Source organism: Micromonospora lutea (genome assembly GCF_016863535.1).
GTDB classification, from domain to species: Bacteria; Actinomycetota; Actinomycetes; order Mycobacteriales; family Micromonosporaceae; genus Micromonospora; species Micromonospora lutea.
The window spans coordinates 1-1,192 of record NZ_BOPB01000055.1; the positions used below are offsets into that span (position 1 = coordinate 1).

Below are 1,192 nucleotides of genomic sequence, written 5' to 3' on the forward strand. Positions count from 1 at the left end.
GTCAGCCGAAGCAGATGGGTTCGGGGACGGTGCCGGCGCAGTTGGTGGGTCGGTTGTTGGTGATCACGGTATGTGGGTCGGCGGTGACGACCCCGGTGCCGCTGTTGAAGATTCCGCCGGCGCCGGTGGCGACGAGGGCGGCGTTGTTGACGATCTTGGTGGTGGTGAGGTTGACGGTTCCGGCGTTGCTGATGCCGCCGCCGTTGGTGGCCTGGTTGCCGCTGACCTCGGTGTTGCGGAGGACGACGACGGTGGTGGCCACTGGTGCGCTGTTGAGGATGGCGCCGCCGCCGCCGAGGCCGGGGACGTTGACGCCGTTGGAGACGTTGCCGGTGATCTTGCTGTCGTCGATGGTGGTGGTGCTGCCCACGGTGTTGGCCAGACCGCCGCCGCCGAGGGTGGCGCCGTTGTTGGTCAGGTTGACGTGCCGCAGGTTGGTGCGGGCGCCGAGGGTGGTGAAGATGCCGCCGCCGGCGAGGGCGGCGTTGTTGCCGGTGATCTCGGCGTAGTGGATGCTGACGATGCCGCCGGTGGTGTTGGCGATGGCGCCGCCGCCGCCGACGGCGCGGTTGCCGCGCAGTTCGACCTTGTATGCCTGGGTGGTGGCCGTGGGGCCGTTGTTGATGGCACCGCCGGCGAGGCCGGCGTTGTTGGACAGGAACCGCGATTCCTTGATCTTGAGTAGACCGAGGTTGTTGATGGCCCCGCCGGCGACCGCGGAGATGTTGCGTTCCAGGGTCGTCTTCTCCAGTTCGACGGTGCCGAGGTTGTTGATGGCCCCGCCAGCGGCCAGGCCGGTGGTGGAGTTGCCCTCCAGGTGGCTCTCTTTGAGGCGGGCGGTGCCGCCGGCGGCGACGTTGATTGCTCCGCCGCCCGGTGCGGTTGCCTGGCCGCCCGTGAGGGTGACGCCTTCCAGACGAAGGTCGCCACCGCTGCCAACGGAGAAGATCCGGAACTGCGCAGTGATGCCGGTGGCCCGGACGATCTTTGACTTATCGCCCTTGATGGTGATCGGTTGGGTGATCACCGGCAGACCGTTGCCTCCCGAGTTGTTGGTCAGGGAGTAAGTGCACTCCCGGGCGAGCTTCAGCGTGGCGCCGTGTTCGGCGTTGGCGACCTTGATCGCCGCGATCAACGCCGCCGAGTTACACGGCACCTCCTTCGCCCGACCATAACCATCCTCACCCCGACC

General features: G+C 67.5%; 1 protein-coding gene. It reads right to left on the bottom strand.

The window, feature by feature from the left end:
- Window position 1: 1 nt before the first annotated feature.
- Window positions 2–1,192: right-handed parallel beta-helix repeat-containing protein (locus tag Vlu01_RS27310; RefSeq protein WP_204005009.1), on the bottom strand; the 1,191-nt coding region annotated here is incomplete at its 5' end.